Annotated in this window: 26 protein-coding genes; 12 read left to right on the forward strand and 14 right to left on the reverse strand. The window is 70.3% G+C overall.

What is annotated here, in order from left to right; genetic code table 11:
* Window positions 1-56: 56 nt before the first annotated feature.
* The gene (gene lysS / locus FHX80_RS11630; protein WP_208764786.1) at window positions 57-1,823 is read right to left on the reverse strand and encodes a lysine--tRNA ligase; all 1,767 of its coding nucleotides are present in this window, start codon (window positions 1,821-1,823) and stop codon (window positions 57-59) included.
* Between the two features lie 134 nt (window positions 1,824-1,957).
* On the opposite strand from lysS, the gene argS reads away from it, so the two are divergent.
* Entirely contained in the window at window positions 1,958-3,739 is a 1,782-nt protein-coding gene (argS, locus tag FHX80_RS11635; protein WP_145767232.1) for an arginine--tRNA ligase, read from the forward strand.
* Window positions 3,740-4,294: 555 nt separating this feature from the next.
* Here the strand turns inward: argS and FHX80_RS11640 are convergent.
* A complete protein-coding gene (locus FHX80_RS11640) occupies window positions 4,295-4,723 on the reverse strand; it encodes a hypothetical protein (protein WP_145764129.1) in 429 nt (142 codons plus the stop codon).
* A 211-nt stretch (window positions 4,724-4,934) separates the two neighbouring features.
* On the opposite strand from FHX80_RS11640, the gene FHX80_RS11645 reads away from it, so the two are divergent.
* The gene (locus FHX80_RS11645) at window positions 4,935-5,351 is read left to right on the forward strand and encodes an ATP-binding protein (protein WP_145764130.1); all 417 of its coding nucleotides are present in this window, start codon (window positions 4,935-4,937) and stop codon (window positions 5,349-5,351) included.
* Window positions 5,352-5,424: 73 nt separating this feature from the next.
* On the opposite strand, the gene FHX80_RS11650 is transcribed toward FHX80_RS11645, so the two are convergent.
* The gene (locus FHX80_RS11650) at window positions 5,425-5,766 is read right to left on the reverse strand and encodes a DUF5955 family protein (RefSeq protein ID WP_145764131.1); all 342 of its coding nucleotides are present in this window, start codon (window positions 5,764-5,766) and stop codon (window positions 5,425-5,427) included.
* Here FHX80_RS11650 and FHX80_RS11655 point away from each other — a divergent pair.
* Both FHX80_RS11655 and FHX80_RS11660 read left to right on the forward strand, forming a co-directional pair.
* The gene (locus tag FHX80_RS11655) at window positions 5,765-5,854 is read left to right on the forward strand and encodes a DUF397 domain-containing protein (RefSeq protein ID WP_167523504.1); all 90 of its coding nucleotides are present in this window, start codon (window positions 5,765-5,767) and stop codon (window positions 5,852-5,854) included. The two genes, FHX80_RS11650 and FHX80_RS11655, sit on opposite strands and share 2 nt — an antisense overlap.
* 39 nt (window positions 5,855-5,893) lie before the next feature.
* Window positions 5,894-6,691 carry a DUF4253 domain-containing protein gene (locus tag FHX80_RS11660; RefSeq protein WP_145764132.1) on the forward strand — a complete coding sequence of 266 codons (798 nt, stop codon included), beginning with the start codon at window positions 5,894-5,896 and terminating at the stop codon, window positions 6,689-6,691.
* A 13-nt stretch (window positions 6,692-6,704) separates the two neighbouring features.
* On the opposite strand, the gene FHX80_RS11665 is transcribed toward FHX80_RS11660, so the two are convergent.
* Both FHX80_RS11665 and FHX80_RS11670 read right to left on the reverse strand, forming a co-directional pair.
* Window positions 6,705-7,796, reverse strand: coding sequence for a sensor histidine kinase (locus FHX80_RS11665; RefSeq protein WP_145764133.1), 1,092 nt, complete (start codon window positions 7,794-7,796; stop codon window positions 6,705-6,707).
* Window positions 7,789-8,484 (reverse strand): response regulator transcription factor, encoded by a 696-nt coding sequence (locus tag FHX80_RS11670; protein WP_145764134.1) that lies wholly within the window; start codon window positions 8,482-8,484, stop codon window positions 7,789-7,791. Before FHX80_RS11670 ends, FHX80_RS11665 begins: the two co-directional genes overlap by 8 nt.
* Window positions 8,485-8,571: 87 nt before the next feature.
* On the opposite strand from FHX80_RS11670, the gene FHX80_RS11675 reads away from it, so the two are divergent.
* A complete protein-coding gene (locus FHX80_RS11675; protein ID WP_145764135.1) occupies window positions 8,572-9,609 on the forward strand; it encodes an endonuclease/exonuclease/phosphatase family protein in 1,038 nt (345 codons plus the stop codon).
* A 24-nt stretch (window positions 9,610-9,633) separates the two neighbouring features.
* Here the strand turns inward: FHX80_RS11675 and FHX80_RS35160 are convergent, their stop codons facing one another.
* Entirely contained in the window at window positions 9,634-9,828 is a 195-nt protein-coding gene (locus FHX80_RS35160) for a hypothetical protein (RefSeq protein ID WP_208764632.1), read from the reverse strand.
* A gap of 271 nt (window positions 9,829-10,099) precedes the next feature.
* Entirely contained in the window at window positions 10,100-11,494 is a 1,395-nt protein-coding gene (locus FHX80_RS11685; RefSeq protein WP_145764136.1) for a helix-turn-helix domain-containing protein, read from the reverse strand.
* A 315-nt stretch (window positions 11,495-11,809) separates the two neighbouring features.
* Here FHX80_RS11685 and FHX80_RS11690 point away from each other — a divergent pair, with 315 nt between their 5' ends.
* The 4 genes from FHX80_RS11690 to FHX80_RS11705 all read left to right on the forward strand — a co-directional run bounded on the left by FHX80_RS11690 (window position 11,810) and on the right by FHX80_RS11705 (window position 14,879).
* Window positions 11,810-12,577: a DUF4232 domain-containing protein gene (locus FHX80_RS11690; protein ID WP_145764137.1), complete on the forward strand. Its 768-nt coding sequence runs from the start codon at window positions 11,810-11,812 to the stop codon at window positions 12,575-12,577.
* 75 nt (window positions 12,578-12,652) lie between these two features.
* Entirely contained in the window at window positions 12,653-13,480 is an 828-nt protein-coding gene (locus FHX80_RS11695; RefSeq protein ID WP_208764633.1) for a HEAT repeat domain-containing protein, read from the forward strand.
* A gap of 53 nt (window positions 13,481-13,533) precedes the next feature.
* Window positions 13,534-14,064, forward strand: coding sequence for a HEAT repeat domain-containing protein (locus FHX80_RS11700; protein WP_208764634.1), 531 nt, complete (start codon window positions 13,534-13,536; stop codon window positions 14,062-14,064).
* 131 nt (window positions 14,065-14,195) lie between these two features.
* On the forward strand, window positions 14,196-14,879 hold the full coding sequence (locus FHX80_RS11705) for a penicillin-binding transpeptidase domain-containing protein (RefSeq protein WP_145764138.1): 684 nt from the start codon (window positions 14,196-14,198) through the stop codon (window positions 14,877-14,879).
* Window positions 14,880-14,972: 93 nt separating this feature from the next.
* On the opposite strand, the gene hemB is transcribed toward FHX80_RS11705, so the two are convergent.
* The 6 genes from hemB to FHX80_RS11735 form a co-directional block, all read right to left on the reverse strand.
* A complete protein-coding gene (gene hemB, locus FHX80_RS11710) occupies window positions 14,973-15,977 on the reverse strand; it encodes a porphobilinogen synthase (protein WP_208764635.1) in 1,005 nt (334 codons plus the stop codon).
* Window positions 15,978-16,106: 129 nt separating this feature from the next.
* On the reverse strand, window positions 16,107-17,774 hold the full coding sequence (locus tag FHX80_RS11715) for a bifunctional uroporphyrinogen-III C-methyltransferase/uroporphyrinogen-III synthase (protein WP_145764139.1): 1,668 nt from the start codon (window positions 17,772-17,774) through the stop codon (window positions 16,107-16,109).
* Complete coding sequence (gene hemC, locus FHX80_RS11720) at window positions 17,771-18,757, reverse strand: hydroxymethylbilane synthase (protein ID WP_145764140.1); 987 nt, start codon at window positions 18,755-18,757, stop codon at window positions 17,771-17,773. Before hemC ends, FHX80_RS11715 begins: the two co-directional genes overlap by 4 nt.
* Window positions 18,754-20,253: a glutamyl-tRNA reductase gene (locus FHX80_RS11725; RefSeq protein ID WP_145764141.1), complete on the reverse strand. Its 1,500-nt coding sequence runs from the start codon at window positions 20,251-20,253 to the stop codon at window positions 18,754-18,756. The genes hemC and FHX80_RS11725 overlap by 4 nt, the downstream gene beginning before the upstream one ends.
* A complete protein-coding gene (locus FHX80_RS11730) occupies window positions 20,250-21,020 on the reverse strand; it encodes a redox-sensing transcriptional repressor Rex (RefSeq protein ID WP_145764142.1) in 771 nt (256 codons plus the stop codon). Before FHX80_RS11730 ends, FHX80_RS11725 begins: the two co-directional genes overlap by 4 nt.
* Window positions 21,021-21,292: 272 nt before the next feature.
* The gene (locus FHX80_RS11735; RefSeq protein WP_145764143.1) at window positions 21,293-21,568 is read right to left on the reverse strand and encodes a glutaredoxin family protein; all 276 of its coding nucleotides are present in this window, start codon (window positions 21,566-21,568) and stop codon (window positions 21,293-21,295) included.
* A 148-nt stretch (window positions 21,569-21,716) separates the two neighbouring features.
* Here FHX80_RS11735 and FHX80_RS11740 point away from each other — a divergent pair, with 148 nt between their 5' ends.
* From FHX80_RS11740 to FHX80_RS11750, 3 genes are all read left to right on the forward strand, one after another.
* Complete coding sequence (locus FHX80_RS11740) at window positions 21,717-22,688, forward strand: HAD family hydrolase (protein WP_145764144.1); 972 nt, start codon at window positions 21,717-21,719, stop codon at window positions 22,686-22,688.
* Window positions 22,689-22,967: 279 nt separating this feature from the next.
* On the forward strand, window positions 22,968-23,744 hold the full coding sequence (locus tag FHX80_RS11745; RefSeq protein WP_123460007.1) for an ECF subfamily RNA polymerase sigma factor, BldN family: 777 nt from the start codon (window positions 22,968-22,970) through the stop codon (window positions 23,742-23,744).
* A 225-nt stretch (window positions 23,745-23,969) separates the two neighbouring features.
* Window positions 23,970-25,172, forward strand: coding sequence for a DUF5667 domain-containing protein (locus tag FHX80_RS11750; protein WP_145764145.1), 1,203 nt, complete (start codon window positions 23,970-23,972; stop codon window positions 25,170-25,172).
* Window positions 25,173-25,281: 109 nt separating this feature from the next.
* Here FHX80_RS11750 and FHX80_RS11755 read toward each other — a convergent pair whose 3' ends face one another.
* Window positions 25,282-26,331 carry a lysophospholipid acyltransferase family protein gene (locus FHX80_RS11755; protein ID WP_145764146.1) on the reverse strand — a complete coding sequence of 350 codons (1,050 nt, stop codon included), beginning with the start codon at window positions 26,329-26,331 and terminating at the stop codon, window positions 25,282-25,284.
* Window positions 26,332-26,337: the final 6 nt, after the last annotated feature.

A 26,337-nucleotide genomic window follows, 5' to 3' on the forward strand; every position in this document is an offset into this window, starting at 1 on the left:
CAACAACAACGAAGGGCCGTCACCCGCAGAACGGGGTGACGGCCCTTCGTCGATACCTACGCGCCGAGCAGCCTGCGCACCCGGTCCGCCCCGACCGCGAGCAGCAGCGTGGGCAGCCGCGGCCCCGTGTCCCGGCTGACGAGCAGCCGGTACAGCAGCGCGAAGAACGACCGCTGCGCGGCCTTCAGCTCGGGCGTCGGCTTGGCATCCGCTTCCAGCCCGGCCAGCGTCTTCGGTACGCCGTAGACGAGCGTGGTCAGCCCGTCCAGCGACCAGTGCGAGTCGAGCCCCGCCACCAGCAGCCGCAGCGATTCGCGGCCCTGGTCGTCGAGCGAGCCGAGGAGTTCCTTGTCGGGCTCGTCGCGGACGATGGTGCGGGCCTCGGCCGGGACCTGGGTGGTGATCCAGTTCTCGGCCCGGTCCAGCCGCGGCCTGGCCTCGTCCAGCGAGGTCAGCGGGTTGTCCGGGTCCAGCTCGCTGAGGATGCGCAGCGTCTGGTCCTCGGCCCCGGCGGTGATGTCGGCGACCGAGGCGAGGGTGCGGTACGGCAGCGGGCGCGGCGTACGCGGCAGCTCACCGGCGGCCGTCCCGATCGCGCGGGCGTACGCGGCGGCGTCGGCCGGCAGCACGGAGCCGTCGGCGACCTTGCGCTCCAGCGAGTCCCACTCGTCGTAGAGCCGCTGGATCTCCTGGTCGAAGGCGATCTTGAAGGACTGGTTGGGCCTGCGGCGCGCGTACAGCCAGCGAAGCAGCGGCGCCTCCATGATCTTCAGCGCGTCGGCCGGGGTCGGCACACCGCCCTTGGAGGAGGACATCTTCGCCATGCCGGAGATGCCGACGAAGGCGTACATCGGTCCGATCGGCTGCACGCCGTCGAAGATCTCGCGGACGATCTGGCCGCCGACGACGAACGAGGAACCGGGCGAGGAGTGGTCCACCCCGCTCGGCTCGAAGATCACGCCCTCGAACGCCCAGCGCATCGGCCAGTCGACCTTCCAGACCAGCTTGCCGCGGTTGAACTCCTTCAGGCGGACCGTCTCGGCGAAGCCGCAGGCCGTGCAGGTGTAGTTCAGCTCGGTGCTCTCGTCGTCGTACGACGTGACCGTGGTGAGGTCCTTCTCGCAGTTGCCGCAGTAGGGCTTGTACGGGAAGTAGCCGGCCGAACCGCCGCTGCCGTCGTCCTCGCTCGCCGCGCCGGAACCGGCCTCGGCCTCCAGCTCGGCCTCGTCGGCCTTCTTCTGCTGCGGCTTCCTGCCCTTGCCCGGGGCGCCGCCCGCCGCCGGGTCCTTCTTGGTCCGGTAGCGGTCCAGGACTGCGTCGATGTCGGCGCGGTGCCGCATCGCGTGCAGGATCTGCTCGCGGTACGTGCCCGCGAGGTACTGCTCCGTCTGGCTGATTCCGTCGTACTCGACGCCCAGCTCGTCCAAGGCCGCCGTCATGGTGGCCTTGAAGTGCTCGGCCCAGTTCGGGTACGCGGAGCCGGCCGGGGCGGGCACCGAGGTCAGCGGCTTGCCGATGTGCTCGGCCCAGGACTCGTCGACACCCGGGACGCCGTTGGGCACCTTGCGGTAGCGGTCGTAGTCGTCCCAGGAGATCAGGTGCCGGACGGTGTGACCGCGGCGGCGGATCTCGTCGGCGACCAGGTGCGGGGTCATGACCTCGCGGAGGTTGCCCAGGTGGATCGGGCCGGACGGGGAGAGACCGGAGGCGACGACGACCGGTTTGCCAGGCGCACGACGCTCCGATTCGGCGATGACATCGTCCGCGAAGCGGGAGACCCAGTCGGTCTCGGTGCTGCTCTGACTCTGAGCCACGGTCGGCACGTCCTTCTCTCTTGTAGGACTCATAGGGGCGCTCGCCATTCTCCCAGGTACCACCCGCAGCGCGAAAACGGCTTTACTCACCGTGGGATACTCGGTGCCATCCCTTGTACTCCTACGGAAACGGCAGCCAGCTGATGGCCTCGGTCAATTCCCTCGCTTCCACGCTCCAGCAGCAGCTGGCGGACGCCCTGACGGCAGCCCTGCCCGATGCCGGTACCGCGGACCCGCTGCTGCGCCGAAGTGACCGGGCCGACTTCCAGGCCAACGGGATCCTGGCCCTCGCCAAGAAGCTCAAGGGCAACCCGCGCGAGCTGGCCGCCCAGGTCACGGCCGCCCTCCCGGCGAGCGACCTGATCAAGGACATCGAGGTCTCCGGCCCCGGCTTCCTGAACATCACGCTCTCCGACAAGTCGATCGTCGAGACGCTCGCCGCCCGTGCCGCGGACGGCGAGGGCCGGCTCGGCGTCCCGTACAACAGCGCCGCGGGCACCACGGTCATCGACTACGCCCAGCCGAACGTGGCCAAGGAGATGCACGTCGGTCACCTGCGGTCCGCCGTGATCGGTGACGCGATGGTGCAGATCCTGGAGTTCACCGGCGAGTCCGTGGTCCGCCGCCACCACATCGGCGACTGGGGCACCCAGTTCGGCATGCTCATCCAGTACCTGATCGAGCACCCCGACGAGCTGAACCACGAGGCCGACAAGGGCGACAAGGGCGACGGCGAAGCCGCCATGTCGTCCCTGAACCGGCTCTACAAGGCATCCCGGGTGCTCTTCGACTCCGACGAGGAGTTCAAGGCCCGCTCGCGGGACCGGGTGGTGGCCCTCCAGGCCGGTGAGGCGGAGACGCTCGCCATGTGGCAGCGGTTCGTCGACGAGTCGAAGATCTACTTCTACTCGGTCTTCGACAAGCTCGACATGAAGATCAGCGACCCCGACATCGTCGGCGAGTCCGGCTACAACGACATGCTCGAGGAGACCTGCCGGATCCTGGAGGAGACGGGCGTCGCCGTCCGCTCCGAGGGTGCGCTCTGCGTCTTCTTCGACGACGTGCTGGGCCCGGACGGGAACAAGGTCCCGCTCATCGTCAAGAAGACGAACGGCGGCTACGGCTACGCGGCGACCGACCTCTCCGCGATCCGCGACCGGGTGCGGAACCTCAAGGCGGACACCCTGCTGTACGTGGTGGACGTGCGGCAGTCCCTGCACTTCAAGATGGTCTTCGAGACGGCCCGCCGGGCCGGCTGGCTGAGCGGCGACGTCAAGGCGCACCAGCTGGCGTTCGGCACCATCCTCGGCAAGGACGGCAAGCCGTTCAAGACCCGTGAGGGTGTCACGGTCAAGCTGGAGGACCTGCTGGACGAGGCGGTCGAGCGGGCGACGGCCGTGGTCCGGGAGAAGGCCGGGAAGATCGGCCTGACCGAGGACGAGATCGTCGAGAACGGCCGGTACGTCGGCATCGGCGCCGTGAAGTACGCGGACCTGTCGACCTCCGCCGTGCGGGACTACAAGTTCGACCTGGACCAGATGGTGTCGCTGCACGGCGACACGTCCGTCTACCTCCAGTACGCGTACGCGCGCATCCGGTCGATCCTGCGCAAGGCCGGCGACGCGAAGCCGGTCGCGCACCCGGAGCTGGAGCTGGCCCCGGCCGAGCGGGCGCTGGGTCTGCACCTGGACCAGTTCGGCGAGGTGCTGTCCGAGGTGGCGGCGGGCTACGAGCCGCACAAGCTGGCGGCGTACCTCTACCAGCTGGCCTCGCACTACACGACGTTCTACGACCAGTGCCACGTCCTGAGCGACGACAACTCGCCCGAGGTCGTCGAGAACCGGCTGTTCCTCTGCGACGTCACCGCCCGCACGCTCCACCAGGGCATGGCGCTGCTCGGCATCCGGACGCCCGAGCGGCTCTGACCACCACGCGTTCCCGACACGCCGCGCGTTCCCGACACGCGGGGCCGCTGACACGAGGGCCGCTGACACTCTCCGGGCCTACCCACCCGGAGTGCTGTCAGCGGCCCTTCACGCGTCCGGCCCCGGGCACGACTCCGCGCGGTGGATGCCTCAGGAGGCTGTGACGCCCACGGTTGTGACGTCCGCGCCGATGTCGCACCAGGTGGTGGAAGTGCCACCGGACACCACGCGGTTACCGAAGTGCCGGTAGGTGCCGTATCCGGGCTTGAAGCAGTCGATGAACTCGGTGAACGCTCCGCCCGTACAGCTGATGGAGGCACCGTGATGGCCTGCGCTCCCGACCAGAGGTTTGGGGTTTCCGCAGGAAAGCCTGCCGCGGCCGGCGAGGCCAGTCCCAAGCGGCCGCCCGAGCCGGAGCGCGTCCGGAACGGGCGAGCGCCGAAGCGCGCGGCTCACATAGCGGGCGGCGGACAATCAGCCGAAGATCGACCACGGACAGTTATCAGTCGAACCCGCAACGCAGTCATCGCCGGCTGCTTCGCCCCGGACCGCGAACTACTCGGGCCGGCCCAGCGCCCACCCGGACACGTCGGCCAGCCGCCCGCGCCACAGCGGCAGCCGCAGCGGAGCCGCACCGCCGAGGACGAGCGTGGCGTCGCGCAGATGGATCCACCGGGGGAGCTGCTTCGCGTCCTCGTCGGCGCGGAGTTCCTTGATGCCCTGGTCCACGGTCTCGGGGAACTCGGCGATGAGGTTGGCGCCCTCGCCCTCGACCTGGCGCAGACTCCTGGCCCAGTCCGCCTTCCAGGCCTCGTGGCCGATCACGTCACCGTGCAGCACACCGGCCGGGACGGTCAGCGTGAGCGGCAGGCCGGAGCGCATTTCCCGGTCGAGGAGTTGGAGCAGCAGCTGGAGCTGGAGATCGGGCACCGGTTCGGTGATCATCGCGGGCGAGTCCGGTGCGAGGTCTGCGGACTCGTTCATGGGCTGTTCCCTTCGCCTCGGCGGCCACCCCGAACCGCTGGAGCCAGGGGCGAAACCGCACTGTCTGGTCCCGCACACCTGCCCCTTGGGAGGCGTCGCACGCCTCCGTACGGAGGGCCACCCGTACGGAGCAATTTCGGATACACGGCCATGGCTCGGGTACACGCAGCCAGGACCGGCCAACGAGCCATTCCCTCTGGGGTGAATCCACATGACCAAACAGTGCGCCGCACCCGACTTCTCCGCCGAGGAGGTGTTTTCGCAGGCCGCACCCCCACCGCTCCGGGCTTCGGATGCCCGCGAGGCCGCCGCCGACTTCGTCGCGGGACTGAATCCGGCGCCGTCCGCCCGCGCGGTCCAGAACCTGGTGCTGCTCTCCTCCGAGCTGGTGACGAACGCGATCCGCTACGCCGGAGGCGTCACCGCCCTGTCGTTCGGGGCCGATCAGCGTGCGCTGCACGTACGGGTCGTCGACCCCAGCCCCACCCAGCCACAGTGCCGCGCCCCGGACCTGACCGGCCGGACGGGCGGCTTCGGCTGGCCGATGGTCCTACGGCTGGCCAGCAACGTCACCGTCCACCGTCACGGCAGCCGGGGCAAAACCATTCTGGCCACCCTGACGCGCTGACCGGTCACCGGCCGACCGGTTCACCGGCAGCCGCCCCGGAAGGCGGCGGAACCGCCGACCGGCCACCTACGGCTCAGACAGCGCCCAGGAGTCCGAGCACCTTCCTGACCGCCTCGACCACCGGCTCCCCGACCGTCGACACCGTGGCCGCGACACCGGCGACCGCGAGCAACGCGCGATGCCGCTCCTCCGGCGCCTGCGACGCGTCGGCCCCACCGGAGAGGGCGGGCAGGTTGTCGTCGAGTACCCGGGCACTGGCGGGCGGGAGCTGCGCCCGCAGCTCATCGACCAACCGCAGCAGTTCCCGTACCGCATCCCGCAACTCCGGGAAGTCGGGGGCGGACGGCGCGAAGTGGTTGTTCTGGATGCCCGTGTTCCCCGAGCCGCCATACATGTTCACGTTGTCGCCGCTCATGAGTTCGCGATCCAAGAAGCCCGAAGGCCCCGCGCTCACCCTCGCCCCCACCACCTGGGCCGCGTTCACCGGGCACGTAGGACGCTGACCGGCTCGACTGTCAGTGGGGCCGTTTAGGGTCACCGACATGGCGACGCTCCCGAATCCACTCCGTTCCCCGGCCGACGCAGGTCTGGAACTCCCGCCCGGCACGCTCGTGGACGACACGGTCGACGGCTCATGGCACGAACCGCTGCTCTGGTACGCGGACGAGTCCGCGTCCCCCGGCTCGTGGGCCGCGCTGCACACGTTGGGGCGCCCCTTCGGGCTGCTGCCGGTAATGGTCGACGGCGGGATGCGCACCCAGTGGCCCGAGCACTGGGACCTCATCCCGGCCCAGACGACGTATCCCGGAGACCATGACGCCGAGGACATACTGAGCGAGGCGTGGGAGGCGTACGCCGACGACGAGCTGGCCCTCGACGACTCCGCGAAGGACTGGCCGGGTCTGGCCCCGGCGCCGGCCGAGGCGGGGCCGGACGCCCCAGACGCCCTGGCGGCAGAGATCGCGGACCAGCTGACCGAGATGAACTTCTCACCGGCCGGAATGCGGGCGGCGCTGGTGCCCGCGCGGCGCAGCGCGGACATACCGGCGGCGATCGGCTGGTCCGGGCCGCTCAACCACGAGAACGACGTCGCCCGGCTCTGCGCGGTGCTGCGCTCCTGGGAGGACCGGTTCGGGGCCCGTGTCGTGGTGCTCGGCTTCGACACGATGGTCGTCTCCGTGAGCCGCCCGCCGACCACGACCGCCGAGGCCGAGGCACTGGCCGCCGAGCACTTCGCGTTCTGCCCTGACAACATCCAGCAGTCGACGCTCAACTCCCTCCAGGTATACGCGGAGAAGGCGCTGCTGAACCAGGAGACCTGGGCGTTCTGGTGGGACTGAGCCGCGCGGGCTGCTAGGGGGTGGTGGAGTGCGCGGCTGTCGCGGGCAGTTCCACCGTGACGCGGATTCCGCCGGCGGAGCGCGGGGTGAGGGTGAGTGTTCCGTCGTGTGCCTGGGTGATGGTCTTGACGATTGCCAGGCCGAGGCCGACGCCGGCGTGGTCGGTGTGTACGCGCTCGGTGCCGCGCCGGAACGGTTCGGTGAGCGTCGAGGCCAGCTCCGGGGTGACCGTCTCGCCGGTGTTCTCGACGGTGAGCACCACGGTCTCGGGGCGGACGCCGGTGGTGACCCACACGGTGCCCCCTTCGGGAAGGTTGTGGACGATCGCGTTGTGCACGAGGTTCGTGACCAGTTGCAGCAGCAGCGCCGGCGATCCGTTCGTGGGAGTGATGTCGCCGCGCGTCTCGATGGTGACGCCACGCCTTTCGGCGATGGGCAGGAGCGTCTCGGCGGCTTCTTCCGCCATGAGGGACAGGTCCACGCGCTCGCGGGTGAAGGCCCGCTGCTCGGTGCGGCTGACCAGGAGCAGTGCCTCGGTGAGATCGATCGCCCGGGTGTTGACGGCGTGGAGGCGGTCGATGAGTTCGCCGGTGTCGCGGTCCGGATCGGCGCGGGCCACGTCGAGAAGCGTCTTCGAGACCGCCAGCGGGGTGCGCAGTTCGTGAGAGGCGTTGGCCGCGAACCGCTGCTGCTCGGCAACATGTGCTTCGAGCCGGGCGAGCATCACGTCGAAGGCGTCGGCCAGTTCGCTGAACTCGTCCTTGCGGCCCCCGAGCCGGACCCGGTGGGAGAGCGTTCCGGTCGTGGCCAGGCGGGTGGCATCCGTGATGCGGTTGAGGGGGGCGAGCACCCTGCCCGCGAGGACCCACCCGCCCGCGAGCCCGAAGACCAGCAGGAACGCCATGACGGCGGCGACCGCCGGCACGAAACCGCGCAGGAGGGCGGAACGGTCCAGCGTTCCCCCGATGATGGTCGTCACGTTGGGCAGGGAATTCACCAGGTACAGCCACATCGCCACGAGCAGCAGGACGCCGGCCAGCATGAGGAATCCGGCGTAGCTGAGGGTGAGTTTGGCGCGGACGCTCAGCCCGGGCGCCCTATCCACGGTCGCGGCCTTCCCGTCCTGTGCCGGGCGAAGGGTCGATGCGGTAGCCGACACCCGGCACGGTGGCGATGATCGCGGGTTCTCCGAGGCGTTTGCGCAGGGCCGAGACGGTGATGCGCACGGCATTGGTGAAGGGGTCGGCGTTCTCGTCCCACGCCCGCTCCAGCAGCTCCTCCGCGCTGACGAGACCACCTTCGGCAGCGACGAGGACCTCGAGCACGGCGAACTGCTTCCTGGTCAGAGCGACGAAGCGGCCGTCCCGGTAGACCTCTCGGCGGAACGGGTCCAGCCGCAGATCGGCGATCTCCCGCACGGGAGGCCGGCTGTGGGCACGTCGGCGGTCGAGTGCCCTGAGCCTGAGCACGAGTTCCCGGAGATCGAAGGGCTTCGTGAGGTAGTCGTCGGCGCCGAGTTCGAACCCGGAGGCCTTGTCGTCGAGGCGGTCGGCCGCGGTGAGCATGAGGATCGGCATACCGCTGCCGGAGGCGACGATGCTTCGGGCGATCTCGTCACCGGAGGGTCCGGGGATGTCGCGGTCCAGGACGGCGATGTCGTAGGTGTTGATGCCCAGCAGCTCCAGAGCGGTGTCGCCGTCACCTGCGATGTCGGCCGCGATGGCCTCCAGGCGCAGGCCATCGCGGATGGCCTCTGCCAGGTAGGGCTCGTCCTCGACGATCAGCACACGCATGCCGTCAATGTTACGAGTCGGCACATATCGTCGATATATCGAGAACCGCATACGCACCGGTAACACCGCGCGGCCTTGACTGGCGAGATGACCCGCCCCCCACGACAGGCCCCGAAGCTCTCGCCCTCCTCGGCCGCGACCGCAGCAACGTCCCCGCCTGTGCAGGCCTGGAGACGCGGCCCAGTGCTCGCGGCGACGGCGCTGCTGCTCGGCCTGATCATGCTGCTGCACGCGAAGATCACGGACCGATGGGGCCTCGGCAGCCTGGTGGAGACCTTCTTGCCATGGTTCGGCCTGTGCGTGCCGGTCCTGCTTGCCGGGGCGGTGCGGCGCCGCTCCCCCGCAGCGGGGATCGCGCTGCTGCTGCCGGTAGCGGTGTGGCTGAACCTCTTCGGCGGGCTGCTCAGCGACAAGTCCCACCCGGTCAGCGATCTCACCGTGGCCAGCCACAATGTCGGCGCCGACAACCCCGACCCTGCCCGTACCGCGCGGGCCCTGGCCGCATCCGGGGCGGACGTGCTGGCCCTGGAGGAGATCACCCTTCAGGACAGGGGCACGTACGAGAAGGAGCTGGCCAGGGCCTACCCTCACCACACGGTCCAGGGCACGGTCGGGCTGTGGAGCAAGTTGCCGCTGTCCGGCACAGGGCCGGTGGACATCAAGATGGACTACGGGCCGCTGGGGGACACCAAGCCGGTCGACGTCAAGATGGGCTACAACCGGGCGCTGCGCACCACGGTGGCCACGGACCAGGGTCCGCTGGCGGTGTACGTGGCCCATCTGGGGTCCGTACGCGTGTTTCCCCGGAACGGCTTCTGGACGGGCAGCCGGGACCGGGGTGCGGAGGCGCTCAACGAGGCCGTCGCCGCCGAGCCGAACGAGCGGGTGGTGGTGCTCGGTGACCTGAACGGCACAACGGACGACCGCTCCTTCGACGGTCTCACCTCGCAGCTGGAATCGGCCCAGGAGAAGGCCGGGGACGGCTTCGGCTTCAGCTATCCGGCAGCCTTCCCGGTGGTGCGGATCGACCAGATCCTGGTCCGGGGCGTGGAGACGGACAGCTCCTGGGTGCTACCGGCCACCGGCAGCGACCACCTGCCGGTGGCGGCAGGAATCAGCTGGTGAACGGGCATCCGGTGCCGTTCAGGTTCAGGGGGTTTTGAGGAGGTCGCGGAGTCCGGCGACGAGTTTGGTGATGTCGCGTTCGGCGGGCGGGTCCGTCGGGGCGCCGGTGCTGGTGCCGGTGGCGGTGGTGGTCTTCGGCTGTCGGCAGGGGTGGCAGAGGCCGTCGGGAAGTGCTTCGGGGCGGCCGGGGGTGCCGCATTCGGTGCACTCCATCATCACGCGTCGGGCGGGGGTCGCGGCGGGCGGCGGTGTTTCAGGGAGGTTGGCGAGGTTTTACCAACCACCCTTCTTTCCCTACCGGTTAAAGAAGGCGCTCGAATCTCGGAGCTCGTGGCTCGACGCTCGGATCTCGAAGCTCGGATCCCGAGCCCCGAGCCCCGGACCGCCCCGCCCCTCATACGCTCGAACGAGTGAACACCCCTCTCGAAGCCCGAGCCCCGAGACCCGAGCTTCGAGCCTCAAGCCCCGAGCCCCGAGCTTCGAGTGGGCGTCAGACGATCTCCCACTTGGAACTGTCCCTGTCGTACCGGTACTCCGGCCGTCCCGCGATGCTGCTCGTACGGAACGGCTGACCGCCGTCGTCGATGCGCAGGGTGCCCGTCCGGCCGCCGCTGCTCCACTCCAACTCCAGGTACCAGCTGACGTCGTGGCCCTCCACGTGCGCGTCCAGGTCGAAGACCTCCACGTCGTTGGAGGAGACGCGGAACGGGAAGCCCTTCGCCGGGATCTTCTTGTCACCCTGCTTCCCCGCCACGGGGGTGAGCGTGGGACGGCTGTTGTCCAGGCCGATGTCGAAGGACTGGGGCTCGATCCCGCTCCCGCAGCCCTCGCCCATCGAGAACGCGGACCGCTTCAGGGGCGCGCGGCGGTTCAGCACCCGCACGTTCAGGTCCTTCAGGACGACCGCCTGCTCCGAAGTGCCCTGCACGGTGAGTTCGAGGAGCATCTGGCCGCCGTCCACCCCGCCCAGCGCGCGGGCCCAGCCACGGGTGTCCTGCGGTACGGGCGGCGGGGGCACGACGTCGGCGTTCTGGTCCAGCAGGTAGTACTGCCCGCAGGGCTCTTCCCAGTTGTACGAGCTGATGGTGACGGTCGGCGGCCGGCCGGTGTCGGTCTTCGGCGCGCTCCCCGCCTCGGGCGAGGCGGGCTTCGACGGGGCCGTGGACGGTGTGGCGGAACCAGTGGTCGCCGATGCGCTCGGCGTCCGCGACGGGCTGGGCGACACGGAGGCGCTCTGCGAGGCGCCGGACACGGCGTCCGTCTCCTTGTCGTCCACCAGGTCCGACGCGCCCGGGGTGCCCACGGCGACGTCCTCGCTCGCTCGCCCGGTGAGCTGGTTCGCGACGACGGCGGTGGGCACGGTGAGCGCGACGACGGCCGCCGCCGCGAGCAGTACGCGAGTGCGGGCGGACGCGCGCCGCCAGCGGTTGCCCGAGGCGGCGGGCACGACCAGGTGCTCACGCTCCAGGTCGGCCGGGGGTGCGGGCTCGGGCTCGGGTTCCGGCTCGCGCCCGCGCTCGGGCACAGAAGCCGGATCCGGAGCAGGAGCAGGCGCAGGAACAGCAGCAGCCTGAGCGGGAACAGCAGGAACAACAGGGGCGGAAACAGGAGCCGCCCCGCTCTCCGCCTTCCCGCGCCGCCGCGCCGCCTCTGCGACGATCCACCGCCGATGCAGCTCCACGAGTTCATCGGACGTGGCCCCACACAGCCGGGCCAACCGTTCCACTGACCCGTACTCGTTGGGGACGGCGTCCCCGTTGCAGTACCGATGGAGCGTCGACGTGCTGACGTGCAGTTTCGCGGCGAGCACCCCGTAACTGCGTCCCGAACGGTCCTTCAGTTCCTTGAGCAGGGCCGCGAAATCCTCGGCCTCCGGTGTCGCCACTGCGGCGTTCCCCCTCCTGGTTCGTCCCGGAACACCGTTCCAGGGACGTGGAATCTGCCCAGGTCACAGTACGCGCAGGCATTCCAGCATCCCCAATGGATCTGCAGGTGTTGCGGCCGGAATCCGCCGCCCCGCAATCTGTGACCACACCGCAGAGACCACGGGGGACGAGCAATGAGAACGCTCTTCCGCATCGAGCTCATCGATGTCCTGGCCATCGGCGTGGTGATCGTGACAGGCACGGTCGTCATGATCCTCATCCAACGGCACTGATCCACTTCCGCTGATCCACCACACTTCACGGGGAGTACCACCATGCGCAGCAACCGCATCCGCACCACCGCCCTCGCCGCCACCGCCCTCCTTGCCGCCCTCTCGCTCACCGCATGCAGTGGTGACGACGTCAGCACGAGCGACAACGGCAAGGCGGCGGCGTCCGCTCCGGCGGCGAACAGCTCCGCCAAGCAGTCCCAGTCGCCGACCACCGCGCCGGAGAAGGACGGCACCGACGCCGACACCAACGCCGACGACACCAGCGCCGACACCGACAACGGCAAGACGGGCGGCACGTCGGAGAGCACCGCCCAGGTCGGCACGAACGGCAAGAAGGGCGGCACCGCCTCCGCGGACAAGGCAGGCAACACCAACAGCAGCACCAAGACGGTCACCTGCACCGGCGACAACACCAAGGTCACCGTCACCAAGGTGAGCCGCCCCGTCAACCACCTGCTGCTCACCCTGACGAACGCGGGCCCCCACCTCTGCAACGCCTACTACGCGCCCAAGCTCCGCTTCGACGACGCGCAGGCCGTCTTCCCGATCCTGGAGGACAGCCGGCCGCAGGCCGTCGTGACGCTCGACCGGGGCCAGTCCGCCTACGCCTCCATCGGCCTGACCGGCGAGCCCGGCAACGGCCCGGCCCCCCGCAAGGCCACCCACCTCCAGGTCAACTTCTCCGGCAAGAGCCCCGAGGGCTCCACGGGCACCTCGGCCGAGCTGTCGCTCCCGGCCAACACCTACTGGGACGACAACGGCTTCGTCACCTACTGGCAGACCGAGATGGCCGACGCCCTCCAGTACTGAGCCCGTACGCGGGGGCGGCCCCGGAGCCGAACCGGATCCGCCGCCCCGCCGCTCGCTCCCCCTACGATGGCTGCCATGGCCATGCTCGTACACCTGACCCCAGCTGCGAACGCGGCCCGTATCCGGAAGTCCGGGATACGGGCCGTCAGCCATGGCCGCGTCGAGGACGGCAGCAACACGAGCGCGAAGGGCCTGTTCTGCTTCCCGGTCCTGCCTTCCTACACGCTGACCCACCAGTGGCTGCGCGAGCTCGCCCGCCGGGGCGGCCCGCGCGGCCTCGTCGCGGTCCAGCTCCGGCTGCCGGACGACGAACCCGTCACGGTCGGCCACTACTGCAACCGGCCGGGCCGGGCCCACCTCTCCACCACGGCGAGCGGGGCCGTGCGAAGGGTGGCCGCGCTGGAGGACCCGCGGGGCTGGGAGGTCTTCGTCCCCCGGGCCGTCACCCGAGCCGAGATCCACCGGGTGCGCGCCGTGCGCCAGTTGACCGGCTGGCGGTACTTCCCCGACTCCAACGGCAAGCGGCCCTGTACCTGTTACGGCTGCCGGGTGCGCGGCGAGTACGGCTCGCAGCGGCTGCGCCGGCGCAGGCCGCACCCGCTCGACGGACCGGCGCCCGCAACTCCCGTCCTCCTCAGGCGGATCGCCGACGGCGGCGACCCGGGCGACGCGGCACAACTGTGCGCGGCCCTGCACTGGCTGGGCATGCGCCGACGGGGCCCGGTCGGACAGCTGGCCCACCTCGCCGACCACCCCGACGCCACCGTCCGCACGGCCCTGGTCGAGGCCGTGGCCGGCTGGTCGACACCCGGCGTCGACACACTGCTCCGGCGCCTGTCCGAGGACCCGGACGAGGACGTACGCGAAGCCGTCGGCTGCACCGAACGGCTGCCCCCGGCCTGAGCCGAAGGACACGCACGGGGAATGCGCCGCCGCCCACGGGGAAGTCACACACAATGGACCGGACAGAGAGCCTCATCGACCAGTTCCGCGCACAGCCCCCCGAGAGCGACAAGAGGCGCGAACTCGTCGCGGGAGTGAGCGGCATACTCGCGGACCGGCCCGACCACCCGGCGGCCCTGCCGTTCCTCGCCTCGGTGACCGAGGACACCGAGGAGTACGAGCTCGCCAGGATCGAGGCGGCGACGGCCCTGCGGATGTGGCCGCCCACGGACGACGCGCACCGGCAACGGGCCGCCCGCGCACTGCTCGCCGTGATGCGCGGCCCCGACGAGGACCTGGTGCGGCAGTACGTGGCCATGGCGCTCGGCCCCTACGCGGACGATCCGGAGATCCACGACGCGATGGCGGCCGCCGTCCTCTTCGACGAGGACCAGCTCGTCCGGGACAACGCCCTGGCCGCGCTCAGCCACGCGGGCCCGAGCGACGGCCGGGCCGAGGTGCTGCACCGGCTCGCCGACGACCGGACACTGGGCCGGGAGGCGGCCCGCATCCTCACGGCCTGGGGCCTCGGACCGGCGGTCTGAGGGACCGGCCCCCGCCCTCAGCCCTCGCCCCCGGACAGCCTCACCGGCCGACATGTGGGGCATCGTGGGTCATCGTCCACCGTTGCAGCGGCTACGACGACGCGGGGCGCCTGATCACGAGCGGCCCGCGCATGACGGCGCCGCCAGGCGGGTCGGGTGCCCGCCCCGTCCCGGTGCAGGTCTCGGTGTCGATGCCCCTGCGCTACGCGCTGACCAGGTCGGCCAACCTCACCTTCACACGGCTCGGCAAGCACATCGGGCTGAAGAAGGTGAAGAAGATGGCGGTCGCGGCCGGGCTGCGCGAGGAGAGCCTGGCCCGCCTGGACAAGTCCTTCCCCCTCGGCACGTCCACACCGAGCGCGGTCAGGATGGCGGACGCGTACACCGCCTTCAGCAACAACGGCATGGGGGCCGAGCCCTACTCGGTGACCGGGGTGACGCGGGACGGCGAGACGGTCAAGGGCTTCGGGAAGGCGGAACCGCAGCGCGCGATGAACGCCTCCGTGGCGCACGACGTGAAGGACAGCCTGGGGATCGTGGCCTGGACGTCACTGGCCCGGGACAGGAAGTTCGACGCGCTCGCCGATTCCAGGACCCTCGACGACCTCTCGGCGGGCGCGACCCATGAGGACGACCGGATGAGGTCGGCCTGGTTCATCGGCCACGCCGAGGGGCTGACCACGGCGGTGACGATGTTCCGCAACAAGCCGGGAACCCCTCAACTACTGGGAATGCAGGGTGTCGGCGGAGACGATTCGGAGCGCGGGAACGTCTTCCCGCTCCGGATCTGGACCACCTACGCCACCGGAAAGTAGGCCCGCCGGCCGACCGGGGCCGCGACGCGAAAGTCCCGCCTCCGGACCCGTGGTACGTCACAGGTCCGGGGGCGGGACTTTCGCGTACCCGCTTCAGGAACCGCCGCGCCCCAGCCGCTGCGCGACCTCCGTCGCCCAGTACGTCAGGATCATCTGCGCGCCCGCCCGCCGGATACCGGTCAGGCTCTCCATGATCGCCGCGTCCCGGTCGATCCAGCCCCGCTCCGCGGCGGCCTCGATCATCGAGTACTCGCCACTGATCTGGTACGCCGCCACCGGCACGTCCACCGACTCCGCGACCTTCGCCAGGACGTCCAGATACGGTCCGGCCGGCTTGACCATGACCATGTCCGCACCCTCGCCGAGGTCGAGCGCGAGCTCGCGCAGGGACTCGCGGAAGTTGGCCGGGTCCTGCTGGTACGTCTTGCGGTCACCCTTGAGCGAGGAGCCGACGGCCTCGCGGAACGGGCCGTAGAAGGCGGAGGAGTACTTCGCCGTGTACGCGAGGATCGACACGTCCTCGTGCCCCGTCTGGTCCAGCGCGTCACGGACCACCCCGACCTGGCCGTCCATCATGCCGCTGGGGCCGACCACATGGGCGCCCGCGTCGGCCTGGACCTGCGCCATCTCCGCGTACCGCTCCAGCGTCGCGTCGTTGTCGACCCGGCCGTCCTCGGTCAGCACACCGCAGTGGCCGTGGTCGGTGTACTCGTCCAGACAGAGGTCGGACATGATGACGAGATCGTCACCGACCTCCTCGCGGACCGCGCGCAGACCGACCTGGAGGATGCCGTCCGGGTCGGTGCCCGCCGTGCCGCGGGCGTCCTTCTTCTCGTCCAGCGGCACACCGAACAGCATGATCCCGCTGACCCCGGCCGACACCGCGTCGACCGCGGCCTTCCGCAGGGTGTCCAGGGTGTGCTGCCGCACGCCCGGCATGGCCGCGATGGCGACCGGGGCGTCGATGCCCTCGCGCACGAACGCGGGCAGGATCAGGTTCGCCGGATCGAGCCGCGTCTCGGCGACCATGCGCCGCATCACGGGGGTCGTCCGCAGCCGCCGGGGGCGAGAGCCGGGGAAGTTTCCGTACACAGTCATCCTTCGAGACTAGACCCGCACACATCAGCGTCTTACCGACACCTGCGCCGGGAAAAGAGGGCCCGTTCAGCAGAGCGGGCCCGGCCGCTTCACGAAGAAGCGGCGGGGCCCCGCACTCAGCACGCCGGATCAGGTCGTCGTACGACGCCGCCGCGCACCGGGACGCCGCTCGCTCGGCCGCGTCACCGGGTCACCGGCCTCCTTCGCCGCTTCCCGGCGCTGCGCACCGAACGCCGCGAGGGCCTCGGCCAGCTTGTGCACCGAGGGCTCCGGGGACAGGACGTCCACGCGCAGACCGTGCTCCTCGGCGGTCTTCGCCGTGGCCGGGCCGATGCACGCGATGACGGTCACGTTGTGCGGCTTGCCGGCGATGCCGACGAGGTTGCGCACCGTCGAGGACGAGGTGAAGAGCACCGCGTCGAAACCGCCGCCCTTGATGGCCTCACGCGTGTCGGCGGGCGGCGGCGAGGCGCGGACCGTGCGGTACGCGGTGACGTCGTCGACCTCCCAGCCGAGCTCGATGAGACCGGCCACCAGCGTCTCGGTGGCGATGTCGGCACGCGGCAGGAAGACACGATCGATCGGGTCGAAGACCGGGTCGTACGGCGGCCAGTCCTCCAGCAGACCGGCGGCGGACTGCTCACCGGACGGCACCAGATCCGGCTTCACACCGAAGTCGACGAGCGCGGCGGCGGTCTGCTCGCCGACGGCCGCGACCTTGATCCCGGCGAAGGCACGGGCATCGAGCCCGTACTCCTCGAACTTCTCCCGGACGGCCTTCACCGCGTTGACACTGGTGAACGCGATCCACTCGTAGCGGCCCGTGACCAGGCCCTTGACCGCGCGCTCCATCTGCTGGGGCGTACGCGGCGGCTCGACGGCGATCGTCGGAACCTCGTGCGGCACCGCACCGTACGAACGCAACTGGTCGGAGAGCGACGCCGACTGCTCCTTCGTACGCGGCACGAGCACCTTCCAGCCGAACATCGGCTTGGACTCGAACCACGCGAGCTGGTCGCGCTGGGCAGCGGAGCTGCGCTCCCCGACCACGGCTATGACGGGCCGGTGCCCCTCCGGCGACGGAAGGACCTTGGCCTGCTTGAAGAGCTGGGCGATGGTGCCCAGCGTCGCCGTCCAGGTGCGCTGCCGGGTCGTCGTGCCCGCGACCGTCACGATCAGCGGGGTGTCGGGCTTGCGGCCCGCCGAGACCAGCTCACCGGCGGCCGCGGCCACCGCGTCGAGCGACGTCGAGATGACGCACGTGGCATCGCTCGCGCCGACCTCGCTCCAGCAGCGGTCCGAGGCGGTACGGGCGTCGACGAACCGGACGTCGGCGCCCCGCGCGTCCCGCAGCGGCACCCCGGCGTACGCGGGCACCCCCACGACGTTGGCGACACCGGGTACGACCTCGAAGGGAATACCGGCGGCGGCGCAGGCCAGCATCTCGCTGCCCGCGTTCCCGTCCAGTCCCGGGTCACCGGAGACGGCACGGACGACCCGCCTGCCGCCCTTCGCGGCCTCCATGACAAGATTGACCGCATCCCTGAGAACGGGAACACCGACAGTTGTTGACTGCCCGTCAACAACCGTCAGCTCAGGCGTGCTTACGCCTGCCCGCGCATGGCAGCGAACGACGCCGAGAACGTCCGGCTCGGCGACAAGAACGTCCGCGCTCGCAAGCGCCTCGACGGCGCGCAGAGTCAGCAGTCCCGGGTCGCCGGGACCGGCGCCGAGGAAGGTGACGTGCCCTGCGGACAGGACAGGGAAATCGGATGCGGCGGGGCCGGTGGGGCTCAAAGTGCTCGCTCCCCCATAAGACCGGCCGCACCCTTGGCAAGCATCTCGGCCGCGAGTTCGCGACCGAGCGCCGCCGCGTCGTCGTGCGACGTGGGAACGGGACCGGTGGTGGACAGCTGCACCAGCGAGGAACCGTCGGTGGACCCGACGACACCGCGCAGACGCAGTTCGTTGACAGCCTGGCCGTCGGCCAGGAGGTCGGCAAGCGCACCCACAGGTGCGGAGCAGCCGGCCTCCAGGGCGGCGAGCAGGGCACGCTCGGCGGTCACGGCGGCCCGGGTGAACGGGTCGTCGAGCTCCGCGAGCGCGGCGGCGAGGTCAGCGCTGCTGGCAGCGCATTCGATCGCCAGTGCTCCCTGACCGGGAGCGGGCAGAACGGTGTCGACCGACAGGAAATCGGTCACCTCACCGGTCCGGCCGAGACGGCTGAGTCCGGCCGCGGCGAGTACCACCGCGTCCAGTTCACCGCTTCGAACAAAACCAATACGCGTATCGACGTTCCCGCGGATCGGCACGGTCTCGATGTCGAGACCGTGACTGCGGGCGTACGCGTTGAGCTGCGCCATACGACGCGGCGAGCCGGTGCCGATCCGGGAGCCGGACGGCAGCTGCCCGAGGGTCAGCCCGTCCCGCGCCACCAGCACGTCACGCGGGTCCTCGCGCACCGGCACGGCGGCCAGCACGAGGTCCTCGGGCTGCGTGGTCGGCAGGTCCTTCAGCGAGTGGACGGCGAAGTCCACATCGCCGCGGAGCAGGGCTTCGCGCAGCGCGGCGACGAATACGCCGGTCCCGCCGATCTGCGCGAGGTGCTCCCGGGAGATGTCCCCGTACGTGGTGATCTCGACGAGCTCGACGGCCCGCCCGGTCACCTCGCTGACGGCCTCGGCCACCAGGCCGGACTGCGCCATGGCGAGCTTGCTGCGCCGGGTCCCCAGCCGCAGCGGCTCGGTGGCCCCCGCGCCCAGGGGTGAGTTGTCGGTCATGACCGCCCTCGATTCGGGTCGTTCAGGTCTGCCCGGGAGACGGCGGCGACCGTCTGCGGGTCGAGGTCGAAGAGTTCCCGCAGCGCATCGGCGTACCCGGCGCCGCCGGGCTCGCTGGCGAGCTGCTTGACCCGCACGGTGGGCGCGTGCAGGAGCTTGTCGACGACGCGGCGCACGGTCTGCGAGATCTCGGCGCGCTGCTTTTCGTCCAGGTCGGGAAGGCGTCCGTCCAGCCGTGCGATCTCGCCCGCGACCACTCCGGCGGCCATCGTGCGCAGGGCGACGACGGTGGGAGTGATGTGGGCGGCGCGCTGGGCGGCACCGAAGGCGGCGACCTCGTCGGCCACGATGGTGCGCACCTGGTCCACATCGGCGGCCATCGGGGCATCGGCGGACGCCTCGGCGAGCGACTCGATGTCGACGAGGCGCACACCGTCGAGGCGGCCGGCGCCGCCGTCGATGTCGCGCGGCATCGCCAGGTCCAGCAGGGCCAAGCGGACCGGGCCGGTGGACTGGGCGGGCAGGGTGACCCGGCGGACGGCCTGGGCCTGCGCGGTCGCGGTGGCGGAACCGTTCTCCACCCACGCCGCGTGCTGGTCGAGGTCGGCGGGCGGCGCGGCGGAGGGTGCGTCGGGCGCCTCCTCGGCGGAGTCGAAGTCCAGCCCGAGCGCACCGGCGACGGCCTCGGCACTCAGTACCAGACCGGTCGCACCGGTGCAGGAGACGACGACATCGGCACGTGTCAGTTCGTCGGCGACCGCGGCCATCTCCACGGCACGGGCAACCACTCCGGTGCCGCCGGCCTCGCCGAGGATCTCGACCAGCCGGTCGGCGCGGGCCCGGGTGCGGTTGGCGACGACGATCTCGGCGACACCGGTACGGGCCAGGGTCGCGGCGGCCAGCGAGGACATCGAGCCCGCGCCGATCACCAGGGCGCGCTTGCCCTTCGCCCAGACACCGGGGTCGCGCCCCTCGGCCAGCTGCTCCAGACCGAAGGTGACGAGCGACTGCCCGGCCCGGTCGATCCCGGTCTCGCTGTGGGCGCGCTTGCCGACCCGCAGGGCCTGCTGGAAGAGGTCGTTCAGCAGCCGGCCGGCGGTGTGGAGCTCCTGCCCCAGCGCCAGCGCGTCCTTGATCTGGCCGAGGATCTGGCCCTCGCCCACGACCATCGAGTCCAGTCCGCAGGCCACCGAGAAGAGGTGGTGGACGGCCCGGTCCTCGTAGTGCACATAGAGATACGGAGTGAGCTCGTCCAGACCGACGCCGCTGTGCCGGGCGAGCTGCATGGACAGCTCGGCGACGCCCGCGTGGAACTTGTCCACGTCGGCGTACAGCTCGATGCGGTTGCAGGTGGCGAGGACGGCGGCCTCGACCGCGGGTTCCGCGGCGAGGGTGTCCCGCAACAGCTCGGCCTGGGTACCGGCAGCCAGCGAGGCCCGCTCCAGCACGGAGACGGGGGCGCTGCGATGGCTCAGCCCTACGACAAGGAGACTCATGCCGGCATCACGGCGGGCATGTCCCCGTCGGGTCCCTTCCGGCTGGTGGTCGCGGCACGCACGGGCGGTGCGGCCGGGTCGAAGGCACTGTCCGCGGCGGCGTCCTCGCCGGCCTTGCGCTGCTCGTGGAAGGCGAGGATCTGAAGCTCGATGGAGAGGTCGACCTTGCGCACGTCAACACCGTCGGGCACCGAGAGCACGGTCGGGGCGAAGTTCAGGATGGAGGTGACACCGGCGGCCACGAGCCGGTCGCAGACCTGCTGCGCCGCACCGGGCGGGGTGGTGATCACACCGATCGACACGCCGTTCTCGCTGATGATCCGGTCCAGGTCGTCGGCGTGCTGGACGGGGATACCCGCGACGGGCGTCCCGGCCATGGCGGGGTCGGCGTCGATCAGCGCGGCGACCCGGAAGCCACGGGAGGCGAATCCGCCGTAGTTGGCGAGCGCGGCCCCGAGGTTGCCGATGCCGATGATGGCGACCGGCCAGTCCTGGGTGAGGCCGAGTTCACGGGAGATCTGGTAGACGAGATACTCGACGTCGTAGCCGACTCCGCGCGTCCCGTACGAACCGAGGTAGCTGAAGTCCTTGCGGAGCTTGGCGGAGTTGACCCCCGCCGCCGCAGCGAGCTCCTCGGAGGAGACCGTGGGCACCGAGCGCTCGGAGAGCGCGGTCAGCGCACGGAGATACAACGGAAGTCGGGCGACGGTGGCCTCGGGAATTCCTCGGCTACGGGTCGCCGGTCGGTGATTTCGGCCAGTTGCCACGGTGCTCCTGCTGGATGAGCGGGGCTGCAGGCGGCCGCATGTCCCATGGCCGCCCCGTCGAATGCAGGCTATGTCTTTGTGAACGCGTGCACAAAGATAGTGTCCGATTTGTCCGGTCAAAGTGACCGGGGTCACGCACATTCGTCGCGCGATCCAGGAACCACCGATCGCATCAGCCCGATGCGGGCCCGAAGGGGGCAAAGCGGAACACACTCCTCACGACTACGCCCCCGGGACCACTCAAAACGCCCACGATGGTAACCGGGTTTCGGTCAGGAAATCAGCGCGCTGCGCAGTCTTGCCGGGTCCACCCGCCAGAACGTGTGCTGTTCGTTATCAATGAGGACCACGGGGATCTGCTCCCAGTACTCCCGGTACAGCTCCTCGTCCCCGGTGATGTCCTTCTCCTCCCAGGATGCGCCGGTCTCCTCGCAGACCGCGCGCACCACCAGCCTGGCATCGTCACAGAGGTGACACCCGGGCTTCCCGACAAGGGTCACCACCCGGTCCGCGGGCTTCTTCTTCGTACGACGCAACAGGGCACTCATGCCCTTCATTCTGCGCCGGGAACGGAGCTGCTCCGACCTTCATCCGCTACGCCCGGAATCACCCGTTTAACAATTCGGTCCCCGAGAGTTCACGCCGACGCATCCCGGCAGGTCCGGAAGGGCCGAACCAACTGGCTATGCTCACGACATGGCCGCTCTTGGATGGCTCACACCCCGTAGGCGTTCCGCGACAGCACGGAGCGTGCTGGCAGGCGAGGCAGCAGCAGAAGCAGCGCGGAAATCTTCGCTCGACGCCGAGCGGTCCGCCGACACCGACGCCGCTACCGAAGCCGAGGCCCGCGCCGCGTCCGGCACCGAGGCCCCGGAACCCGAGTTCCCCGTCGTCGGTGACGACCGGGCCGCCGCCTTCTTCGACCTCGACAACACCGTCATGCAGGGCGCGGCGATCTTCCACTTCGGTCGCGGCCTGTACAAACGGAAGTTCTTCGAACGCCGCGAGCTGACCCGGTTCGCCTGGCAGCAGGCCTGGTTCAGGCTGGCCGGCGTGGAGGACCCCGAACACATGCAGGACGCGCGCGACAGCGCCCTGTCCATCGTCAAGGGCCACCGCGTCTCCGAGCTGATGTCCATCGGCGAGGAGATCTACGACGAGTACATGGCCGACCGCATCTGGCCCGGCACCCGTGCCCTCGCCCAGGCCCACCTCGACGCCGGCCAGAAGGTCTGGCTGGTCACCGCCGCCCCGGTGGAGACCGCCACGATCATCGCCCGCCGCCTCGGCCTGACCGGCGCGCTCGGCACGGTCGCCGAATCCGTCGACGGGGTCTACACCGGACGCCTGGTCGGCGAGCCGCTGCACGGCCCCGCGAAGGCCGAGGCGGTACGCGCCCTGGCCGCGGCGGAGGGCCTGGACCTGGCGCGCTGCGCCGCGTACAGCGACTCACACAACGACATCCCGATGCTGTCCCTGGTCGGACACCCGTACGCGATCAACCCGGACGCCAAGCTCCGTAAGTACGCCCGCGCCCGCGACTGGCGGCTGCGCGACTACCGGACGGGACGCAAGGCCGCCAAGGTCGGCATCCCGGCCGCGGCGGGCGTGGGCGCCCTCGCGGGCGGCACCGCCGCCGCCGTCGCCCTGCACCGCCGCCGCCGCTGACCCCGGCCGCCCCGCCGGTCGGGTTGCCGCACCCGACCACAACCCGTCGCGGCTAGCGACAGATCCCGAAGCGATTCGATCAACAAACGATCACAACGGGCTACTTAATGTGTCGAATAGTCGCTACAGAAGCGACGTAATCGGTGATTTTAGCAACTGGGTGTAGCACAGCCTGTACGAAGCGTTATTCTCCTCAGACGCATTCCGGAACCCACCACTCACTACGACGAGTGACGGTTTCGCACTGCACGTGATGGAAGCTCTGCCTCTGGGAGTCCCGTGTACCCACACGTCGGGGTTGACGCCTCGGGCCTGGCTACGCTGCGCGCAACGGTCGCCGACCGCTTGCGCGGCTTCGTCCCCACCGCGTACGCCGTACCCGCCTTTGCCACCCCTGCACCTGCCGGCCCTTGCTACGCGCTGGCCGAACGCGGTGCGGCGGTCGGAAGACGCAGCAACCGCGGCGCAACAACCACGTCCACCGTTCGTCGGCCGACGGCCGACAGCGACAGCGCGCGCATGATGGATCTCGTCGAGCGCGCACAGGCCGGTGAGGCTGACGCCTTCGGCCGCCTCTATGACCAGTACAGCGACACCGTGTACCGCTACATCTACTACCGCGTGGGCGGCAAGGCGACGGCGGAGGACCTCACGAGTGAGACCTTCCTGCGCGCCCTGCGGCGCATCTCCACGTTCACCTGGCAGGGCCGCGACTTCGGCGCCTGGCTGGTCACCATCGCTCGCAACCTGGTCGCCGACCACTTCAAGTCCAGTCGTTTCCGACTGGAAGTGACCACCGGCGAAATGCTCGACGCCAACGAGGTCGAGCGCAGCCCCGAGGACTCCGTCCTGGAGTCCCTCTCCAATGCCGCACTGCTGCAAGCCGTGCGCCGACTCAACCCCCAGCAGCAGGAGTGCGTGACCCTGCGCTTCCTGCAGGGCCTCTCGGTCGCCGAGACCGCCCGGGTGATGGGCAAGAACGAGGGCGCGATCAAGACCCTGCAGTACCGCGCCGTCCGCACACTTGCCCGACTCCTTCCGGACGATGCCCGCTGACCTCACCCCGGACCGAATCACTCTCGGCGATACGTTCATCCCTCACTGGTCCGATCATCCTTCGTGCGTAACCCAACTGCCGCGCCACTCGTTGTGCCGGTTGCAGGCCCCCTGTCGTCACTCCATGTCCGCAGCCACTCACTCAATCGTGTGGATGCGCTCAAGGTGTGCAACCTTCCGGACCCTCAGGGGAGTCGACCGTCATGACGAGAGGAGGTGCCGCCAGTGATCGCAAACGTTTCGGCACACCGGCGGGCGAACGCCTTCGCCCAGGCCGTGGAGGAGCAGTCGCTCCGCGGTGCGGCGGCCGTACAGCCCGAGGAACCGGCCGAACCGGCCGACCGCGGACCGCTGTTGGCCCTGGCGAACGGCCTCGGCGAGCTACCGAAGCCGATGTTGGATCCCGAGGTCAAAGTGGTGCAGCGAGCCCAGCTCGTCGCCGCCATGGAGGCCATGTTCGCCGCGGGCGGCGCGTCCGCGGACCCTACAGTGCCCGAACAACGGAGCAAGGGGGCCCACCGGGCCTCCCCGCTCCGCAAACTGCGCCCCAGGTCGCGCTGGACGAAGGGCCTCGCGGCCGGCGGACTCACCGTCGGTGTGGCCGCGGGAGCCTTCGGCGGAGTGGCCGCCGCCAGCTCCGACGCCCTCCCGGGTGATTCGCTCTACGGGCTGAAGCGCGGCATGGAGGACATCCACCTCAACCTGGCCGGCAGCGACACCGACCGCGGCGAGGTCTACCTGGACCAGGCATCGACCCGGCTCAGCGAAGCCCGCAGGCTGATGGAGCGCGGCCGCGCGGGCGACCTCGACCACGAACAGCTCGGCGAGGTCAGACGCACGCTCAACGGCATGACCCACGACGCCATCGAGGGCCACCGCCTGCTCCACGCGGCCTACCAGCGGGACGGCGCCATCGGCCCGATCCAGGCCCTGGACTCCTTCTCCCGCTCGCACCGCGACAGCTGGACCAGTCTCCGCGACCGGCTGCCCGTCCAGCTGGCCGAGGTCGGTGACCAGGTGAGCTCGGTCTTCGCGGCCATAGACGAGGAAGTCGCGCCGCTGCAGTCGCTGTTCCCCCGCGCCCCGGAGAAGCGCGGCGGATCCCAGCAGTCCGGCTCGACGGACACCGGCACCGGCACCGGCACCGCCTCCTCGCAGAAGCCCTCCCCCTCGTCCTCGTCGCCCGCCGAAGCACACGACGGCAGCAAGGGCACCAGCTCCTCACCCCACCCGTCGGACTCGGGCAGCACCCCGGAGGACGGCCTGATCGGAGGCGGCGCGGACGACCTCTTCGACCCGCCGTCGCCGGACACCACCACACCGACGAACGGCAGCCCGAGTACGGCGCCCACGCCGGACATCACCCTGCCCCCGCTGATCCCCGGCCTGATCGGAGGCCTCGGGATCGACGGCAAGAACGAATCCTGACCAACCGCCGGACGGGCAGCATCAAGCCCGTCCGGCGGTTGAGGCCGTCCGGCGCTTCAAGCCCTCCGGCGGCTGAAGGACGACGCGCCCGCCCGGACGCGCCCGGCCCTCAGAAGAACACCGACCGCCGCTGCACCAGCAGCTTGTACAGCGTGTGCTGGATCTGCTCCCGCACCTGATCCGTCAGATTGAACATCAGCATCGGATCCTCCGCCGCCTCCACCGGATACCCGTCCGTGGGAATCGGCTCACCGAACTGGATCGTCCACTTCGTCGGCAACGGCACCGCCCCGAGCGGCCCCAGCCACGGAAACGTCGGCGTGATCGGGAAGTACGGCGTACCCAGCAGCCGCGCCAGGGTCTTGGAGTTACCGATCATCGGGTAGATCTCCTCCGCCCCCACGATCGAGCACGGCACGATCGGCACCCCGGCCCGCAGCGCCGTCGACACGAAGCCGCCCCGCCCGAAGCGCTGGAGCTTGTACCGCTCGCCGAACGGCTTGCCGATGCCCTTGAAGCCCTCCGGCATCACCCCGACGACCTCACCCTGCCTCAGCAGCCGCTCCGCGTCCTCCGCACAGGCCAGCGTGTGCCCGGCCTTGCGGGCCAACTCGTTGACGACCGGCAGCATGAAGACCAGGTCCGCGGCGAGCAGCCGCAGATGCCGCCCCGCCGGATGGTTGTCGTGCACCGCGACCTGGAGCATCAGCCCGTCCAGCGGCAGCGTCCCGGAGTGGTTGGCCACGACGAGCGCCCCGCCGTCCGACGGAATGTTCTCGATGCCCTTCACCTCGACCCGGAAGTACTTCTCGTACATGGGCCGCAGCACCGACATCAGCACCTGGTCGGTGAGTTCCTTGTCGTAGCCGAACTCGTCGACGTCGTACTCACCCGTGACCCGCCGCCGCAAGAACGCGAGCCCGCCCGCGATCCGCCGGTCCCAGCCACCCCGTCCCGTGTCCTCGGGAGCCACTGCAGCCTCCTCGGGCCTCTCCGGACCCGCCGTCGGCCCCTCCGACGGCAGCCCGGCGTCCAGCTGCCCCGGCAGGGCGCTCACGGACCCGTTGCCGCGTCCCGGGGACCGCCGCCGCGCAGCACGCGACGAGCCCCCCGACCGCGAACGGTCGTCATCGAACGGAATGACCTTGGCATCCGCCATCGTCGG

Source organism: Streptomyces brevispora (genome assembly GCF_007829885.1).
In the GTDB taxonomy this organism is placed as follows: domain Bacteria; phylum Actinomycetota; class Actinomycetes; order Streptomycetales; family Streptomycetaceae; genus Streptomyces; species Streptomyces brevispora.